9 protein-coding genes are annotated in these 7,527 nt (G+C 32.0%); all 9 read right to left on the reverse strand.

The window, feature by feature from the left end:
• The coding region (locus tag J7M77_RS00925; RefSeq protein ID WP_296875083.1) for a type IV pilus twitching motility protein PilT at positions 1-659 on the reverse strand (659 nt) is incomplete at its 3' end.
• 1 nt (position 660) lies between these two features.
• Positions 661-1,029, reverse strand: a complete 369-nt coding sequence (locus J7M77_RS00930) for a hypothetical protein (RefSeq protein ID WP_296875084.1) — start codon at positions 1,027-1,029, stop codon at positions 661-663.
• Positions 1,022-1,387 carry a hypothetical protein gene (locus J7M77_RS00935; RefSeq protein WP_296875085.1) on the reverse strand — a complete coding sequence of 122 codons (366 nt, stop codon included), beginning with the start codon at positions 1,385-1,387 and terminating at the stop codon, positions 1,022-1,024. The genes J7M77_RS00930 and J7M77_RS00935 overlap by 8 nt, the downstream gene beginning before the upstream one ends.
• 9 nt (positions 1,388-1,396) lie before the next feature.
• Complete coding sequence (locus tag J7M77_RS00940) at positions 1,397-1,828, reverse strand: DUF4860 domain-containing protein (RefSeq protein WP_296875086.1); 432 nt, start codon at positions 1,826-1,828, stop codon at positions 1,397-1,399.
• Complete coding sequence (locus J7M77_RS00945) at positions 1,821-2,120, reverse strand: hypothetical protein (RefSeq protein ID WP_296875088.1); 300 nt, start codon at positions 2,118-2,120, stop codon at positions 1,821-1,823. Before J7M77_RS00945 ends, J7M77_RS00940 begins: the two co-directional genes overlap by 8 nt.
• A gap of 11 nt (positions 2,121-2,131) precedes the next feature.
• Complete coding sequence (locus J7M77_RS00950) at positions 2,132-3,160, reverse strand: type II secretion system F family protein (protein WP_296875090.1); 1,029 nt, start codon at positions 3,158-3,160, stop codon at positions 2,132-2,134.
• Between the two features lie 12 nt (positions 3,161-3,172).
• The gene (locus J7M77_RS00955; RefSeq protein ID WP_296875092.1) at positions 3,173-4,072 is read right to left on the reverse strand and encodes a transglutaminase-like domain-containing protein; all 900 of its coding nucleotides are present in this window, start codon (positions 4,070-4,072) and stop codon (positions 3,173-3,175) included.
• Positions 4,073-4,188: 116 nt separating this feature from the next.
• On the reverse strand, positions 4,189-6,045 hold the full coding sequence (locus J7M77_RS00960) for an ABC transporter ATP-binding protein (protein ID WP_296875094.1): 1,857 nt from the start codon (positions 6,043-6,045) through the stop codon (positions 4,189-4,191).
• Between the two features lies 1 nt (position 6,046).
• Positions 6,047-7,527 (reverse strand): ABC transporter ATP-binding protein (locus J7M77_RS00965; protein WP_296875096.1); only part of this gene is annotated, 1,481 nt, incomplete at its 5' end.

Raw genomic sequence — 7,527 nt, forward strand, 5'->3', positions numbered from 1 at the left:
GCTGTAATAGCGATATCAATTGTTTCTAAATCCCGCATTTCCCCAACTAAGATTACTTCAGGAGCTTCTCTTAAAGCCGCCCGTAAAGCGGAAACATAGTTTTCAGTATCATGAAAAACTTCACGTTGAGAAACGATACTTTTATTATGTGAATGCAAATATTCAATCGGATCTTCAATTGTAATAATATGGGTATTACGATTTTGATTGATTTGATCAATGATACACGCTAAAGTTGTCGATTTACCGCTACCAGCTGGTCCAGTAACTAAAACCATCCCTTTTTTTTGCATTGCCAGATCGCAAATGACTTTAGGAATATGCATCTCGTTAGGATCTGGTAATTGGAAACGAACAATTCTTAATACAGCTGCACATGAATTACGCTGACGATAAGCATTAACACGAAAACGTCCCACTTGAGGAATTGAAAAAGAAAAATCATCATCGCCTGAAAGTAAAAACTGTTCAAAATGATCATTTCCGGCCAACTGATAAATATCCCGAATCATCGTTTCAGTGTCTTGAGGCATTAATCTTTCTTCATTATATTTAACGATTTTACCATCTATTTTGATTGCACATGGTGAACCGGCTACAATAAAGATATCTGACGCTCCTTTTTCAACAACTTCTTTTAATAATTCTTTAATATCCATTTTATTCCTCCAAATTTATCGTTTTTAAACTGACAATTTCTAAATTATTCATTTCCACTTTAAAGGTTAATTGTAATTGCTGGGTTTCATTAATTTGATCACTAATACAATAAAGATTTTCATCTTCAAGATAATCAATTTGATCATTTTCTAAATCATTGATATCTAACTGGTAAAACTTTTGCAATAAACGACTTTCACTTTGGTAATAGCTTTCACTAAATTCAATTTGTCGTAAAGTGGCATGATAATAAGAATTAGCTTTTAAATAAGCTAAAACAGCTAAAATACACATGACCAGGATGACAAAGATCATAAAAATCGAAGTAGTACCAATACTTAAACGAATGGGATTATTTTTTTTATTCATTTGCCTTACCTCCTAAAACAAAAGGCAGTTCACTAATCACTTGTTCATTGCTTTTGATTACAACTTTGCCTTCAAGATGGTCATTACTATAAATAATTTCTAAATTCCCACTTTGATAAGTATTTTGATCAACTTGTTTAACTGTAAAAAGTTCATCAACTAATTTATCTGGATAGGCTTGCATCGTTTCAATCATACTTTGAGCGACTAACAAATCATCTTGTAAGGCTGTTGCCTGGACTTGTTTATTTTTAGCTTCTACAATAAAAGCAGCACATACTGTAGCTCCAAAAGCAAAAAAGAGGATCACAATGATCAGTTCCATTAAAAACGAAAATGAATGTACTTTAGTCTTCATAATAATCTCCTATCCATGTAAATAAATACTTAAATCCTTTTCTTGATTATCTTTGCCAACAGTAAACTTTAATAAACGATCATTTTGTTCAACTGCAAAATAATCCAAAGCAAACAGTTTATCCCCTTTGGAAAAATCAACCTGATATTCATTAGTAACATATAATTCTTTTAAATACCCATCACTATAATAAATATAAGTAGTCGTTCGATCATTTACTAAACGTAAACAATCTTTACTATCTACTATAACATTATCCTCACTTTTCAAGCGATTATTTAAATACGCTAATGGAGTAGTTAGCATATCTTCACTTTCACAGGCCTGGCTAATCATTTGATAACCGCGAATCTCATAAGTAATGATAAAAAACGAACCAATTACAAATAGTAAAAATAATGAAAGTGAAAAAATAATATGAATATTTTCATGCCTATTCATAATTTTGCTCCTTTTGCCATACTTCAACTAACGGTTTTAAATTATCGCCTTCATAATAATAAACAATCTGATAATCATCTTCATTTAAAAGCAGACCATAGTTTTCTTTTAAATACTCGATATTTGGAGGATAACGTCCTTCAATGCTGTAACATTTTAAACATAATTGATTAATTGTATCTTCTATTCTTGTTAGATCTTCTTTTCGAGAATAATTAAATGCTTGATCAAAGCTATAAATTGCTCCCCACAAGATTAGAATAACAATCATTATTTTTAATCCATTTTTCATTTCTAGCCTCCTTATAATGAAGACATGATGCTAATTAATGGCAACATTACTGATAATAAAATAATTCCCACTACAAGTGAAAGCAAAGCAACGATTGATGGTTCGATAATATTTAAAAAACGACTGATAGCTTCACTAACTTCTTCTTGAAACTGATTTGCCAGTTTAGTCATAACTTGATCTATTTGCCCGGTTTTAAAACCAACTTGGATCATATTTAAAGACATTCCCTGATAAATTTGATATCGTTTAATTACGGTGACAAAATCATCTCCGGCTTCTAGATCCTGATTACATTTCTCTAACTGTTTTTGCAGTTTAACATCGTCTACTAGTTTTGGAACAAATTTCATTGCTTCTTGTAAATCATAACCACTAGCGACAAATAATGACAAGGCATAAGTAATCTGAGCTTTATTTAAAGCATTGGATAATTTTTTAGTTAAAAAAGATTTTTGGACAAAATTAGTCAAGACATTAATATGTTTAATTCTTGAATATAAATAACTAATTATAATGATAACTACAATTATTGCCAGGACAATAAAACACCCTAAAGAAAAGATTTGGCCAAATTCCATAAATGTATTTGCAAACGCAGATAAATCACTACCTAAATTACGTAACACATTTTGGAAAACCGGTAAAACTTTAAACACGATTACCCCTACGACAACTACCATCATAATTAATAAAATAAGCGGAAAAGTCAAAGCCTGCTTTAATTTACTAGTAATATCATCAATTCGATAATAATATTCACTTAATGATTTCATTACTTCATCAAGATTACCGCTAGCTTCACCAACACTAATTAAATTATTCATATAATCATCAAAAGCCTGGCTTTTTTCAATTGCTTCACTAAAACTATATTGATCATCTAAATAAGTGGTTAATTGATCAAGAACTGTTTTTATATTTTTATTATCAATTTCTTCATTGATCATTGTTATTCCCTGGTGTAAGCTAAAACCAGAATTTAAAATCATTGCCATCTGTAAACAGAAAATATATTTTTCACTTACTGTTAGTTTCATTTCTTATCTCCTTTAATAATACAATGTTTGAACATACTGTCCATCATAATCATATTTGGAACTGGCAAAAGTAGGATCCATGATCGTCCATGTTTTTTGATCAATAAAGATATCGGGATTTACCCAGCCTTTTCCTTCTAAATAAACTTCCACCCAGGAATGATATTCGTCTTTATCCGTTCCTCCACAAATAAGCCGGGATGGAATGTGATTGATTCTAAGCATCGCCACCATCATTGAAGCATAGTCAAAACAAATTCCTTTTTTTTCTTTTAATAACGATTCCAAATCAGGTATTAAATATTGCTGCTTGGCAAGTTTGGCTTTATCATCATCATAAGTTAAATAACCAGCAACATATTCATAGATGGTCTTGATTCGTGTTAAATCATCATCATCGTCTTTTACAACATCGATTGCTACTTCAGTAATAGTATCACCTGGATAATAATTAACTAAAATATTAGGATATAAAAAAGGGCTTAATTCATTATCTAGTTTGACAGCGACATCAATGCTTTGTTTAATTGCATATTTAGTTCCTTCAATATTTTCTAGAATTTTAATTGTATAAGTACCATCACCTAGCTGCAAAGGATAGCTAGTTCCTTTTTCACTAGTTAGATCATAATTATATTTAGTTTCTCCTAAACTAATTTGAATTTTTATTTTAGTTGTAACATTGCTTTTTAAATAACCAATGATATACCCTTGATTAACATTCGAATAATCAATCATTGCCACATCACTATCCAAAATAGCCGTGCCACTGTTTTGAGGATATAAAATATCATCAAGCGTATAACTAGCAGAAGCCGGATAGTCACTAGGATACTTTTGATCATCTTCACTTGAACAGCCAGTTAGAAGACAAGATAATACTATGATAAATAGAACTATTTTTTTTGACATTATCTAATCCTCCTTAGCCCTAATTATACACTTATTTGAATTTGATGAAAATATTAAAAATGTGATAATTTTAAGATTAATAAATAAAAAAAACACCATATCGAATGATATGATGTTTAGTCCATTTCAATAGCACCAGTATATAACTGATAATATTTTCCTTTTTCTTTAATTAATGTTTCATGGTTACCACGTTCAATGATATGACCTTGTTCCAAAACCATGATACAATCACTATTTTTGATTGTTGATAAACGATGGGCAATGACTAGAGTAGTTCTACCTTCCATCAAGCCGTCCATACCAGCTTGAACTAATGCTTCAGTTCTAGTATCAATTGATGAAGTAGCTTCATCTAAAATCAATGCTGGTGGGTTGGCAACGGCCGCTCTGGCAATGGCAATTAGCTGTCTTTGCCCTTGTGATAAGTTAGCTCCATCACCAGTTAACATCGTGTTATAACCATCAGGTAAGTGTTTGATAAACTGACTGGCACTAGTTAATTCAGCCGCTGCAATACATTCTTCATCAGTAGCTGACAAACGGCCATAACGGATATTATCCATTACTGTACCAGTAAATAAATGCGTGTCTTGTAAAACGACTCCTAATGAACGTCTTAAATCAGCTTTTTTAATTAATTTAATATCGATACCATCATAAGTGATCGTCCCTTTTTGAATATCATAGAAACGGTTGATCAAGTTAGTGATCGTTGTTTTACCAGCTCCTGTTGCCCCAACAAAAGCAATTTTTTCTCCTGGATTGGCAAATACATTAATACCATGTAAAACCATCCGATCATCATTATAACCAAAATCAACATTTTCTAACTTCAAGTCACCTTCCATTTTAACTAATTCAATTTCACCATTACTACGAGGATGGCGCCAAGCCCAATGACCAGTTCGTTCTTTTGTTTCCACCATTTGACCATCAACGTATTTAACGCGGCATAAAGTAACGATTCCTTGATCATCTTCACTTTCTTGATCTAACAGATCAAAAATTCTTTTAGCCCCAGCTTGTGCCATAGCAATTGAATTTAATTGCATCGAAACTTGACCAATTGGCTGGTTAAAGTTTTTATTTAATGTCATGAATGCAACTAATGTACCGATTGTTAGTGAACTATCAATACCGCTTAAAGCAATCACAGCCCCAATAATAGCACAAATGATATATGACATATTACCAACTTGAATCGTAACTGGCATTAAGACATTGGCAAATTTATTAGCCTGGTATGAACTTTCCCGAAGTTCTTCATTAATTTCTCTAAAGCCTTCAATTGCTTTTTCTTCATGATTGAATACTTTAACAACTTTTTGACCAGAAATCATTTCTTCAATATAACCATTAACTTTCCCTAAAGTTTCCTGCTGCTTAACAAAATAACGACCAGATAAACTTCCAATTTTACGAGAAATAAATAAGATAATACAAACCATGATTACTGAAATTCCAGTTAATTTCAAATCCAAAGTCAACATGGAAACAAATACTGTAATAATCGTGATTGAACTTGAAGTAAGCTGTGGAATTGACTGGCTGATTAGCTGTCTTAACGTATCAATATCGTTAGTATAAACAGACATGATATCCCCATGAGTTGTGCGATCAAAATAACGAATTGGCAATGATTCCATGTGTTCAAACATCTCAACTCTAAGATTTCGTAAAAATCCTTGGGTAACATTTACCATGATGCGGTTAAAAGTATAAGCAAAAGCAATTCCCGCTACAAAGAAACATGCAAGTCTTGAAAGAGCATTGAACAAGTCTGTAAAATCAGGTGCAGCCTGACTAGCTAACGGTAAAATATATTCATCGATCAATGTTTGCATAAACAAGGTTCCTTGAACCGTACAAATTGATTGACCAATAATACAAAATATAACAATTACAATATGAACACCATATTGACTAAATAACTTCTTTAAAAGGCGAAACAAAACACTTGGTTTTTTCATCTTATGCTTCCTCCTTTCCTTTAGTTTGAGTTTCATAGATCATTGCATAAATTTCATTTGTTTTCAATAATTCTTCATGTCTGTCAAATCCATCAACGATACCATCATTTAACACAATAATACGATCAGCACTTTGAACACTAGAAACTCTTTGAGAAATAATAATTTTAGTTGTATCTGGGATTCTTTCTTCAAATGACTGTTGAATGCTGGCATCAGTAGCCGTATCAACAGCACTAGTTGAATCGTCAAGAATTAATATTTTTGGTTTTTTAAGTAATGCTCGAGCGATACATAAACGCTGTTTTTGACCACCAGAAACATTTGTACCACCTTGTTCTAGATAAGTATTATACTTATCCGGGAATTTTTGAATAAACTCATCAGCACAGGCTAAACGACAAGCTTCCTGGCATTCTTCTAAAGTAGCATTTTCATTTCCCCATCTTAAATTTTGTAAGATCGTTCCACTAAATAAAACGTTGTTTTGTAAGACTACAGCTACTTCATTACGCAATACTTCCAAATCATATTTACGTACATCTTCACCACCAACTTTAACATTACCGCGGTCAACATCATATAAACGGCTAATTAAATTAACCAAACTACTTTTAGCACTACCAGTTCCTCCGATAATACCAATTGTTTCCCCGGATTTAATATGCAAATCAATATCTCTTAATACGGGTTCACCAGTACCATGTTTATAAGAGAAAGTAACATGATTAAAATCAACAGCCCCATTTTTTACTGTAGTTAAAGCATCTTCAGGTGAAACTAAATCTGATTTTTCATTAATTACTTCAGCAATTCTGCGTCCTGAGGCAAATGACATTGTAATCATAACAAAAGCCATTGAAAGCATCATTAATGACATCAAGATATTCATAATATAACTAAATAAAGTAGTTAATTGTCCAGTTGTTAAGCTGCCACCAACAACATTTTTAGCTCCTAACCATGATAAAAGCAAGATACAAGAATATACTGCTGTCATCATTGCCGGGTTATTGAACGCTAATACACTTTCAGCTTTAACAAATAATTTATAAATATTTTGAGCTGCTTTTTTGAATTTTTCGTTTTCATAAGTTTCTCGCACAAATGATTTAACAACTCTAATGGCCACAACGTTTTCTTGAACACTTTCATTTAAATCATCGTATTTAGGGAATACTTGATTAAAATAACGAGTTGCCATAAACATAATGATCGCTAAAACGAAAACTAAGAAAATAATGGCCCCAACAAAAACCATACTTAATTCCCGATGGATCATAAATGCCATCGTCAACGCACAAATCAAATTCATCGGTGCTCTAAAGCACATTCTAATGATCATCTGATAAGCAAGCTGAACGTTACTTACATCAGTAGTTAAACGTGTCACTAATCCGGCAGTGCTGTATTTATCAATATTCGAAAATGAAAATGACTGAATATTAGTATACATCGCATCTCTTAGATTAGCAGCAAAAC

It is taken from the genome of Thomasclavelia sp. (assembly GCF_017889095.1).
GTDB lineage: Bacteria > Bacillota_I > Bacilli_A > Erysipelotrichales > Coprobacillaceae > Thomasclavelia.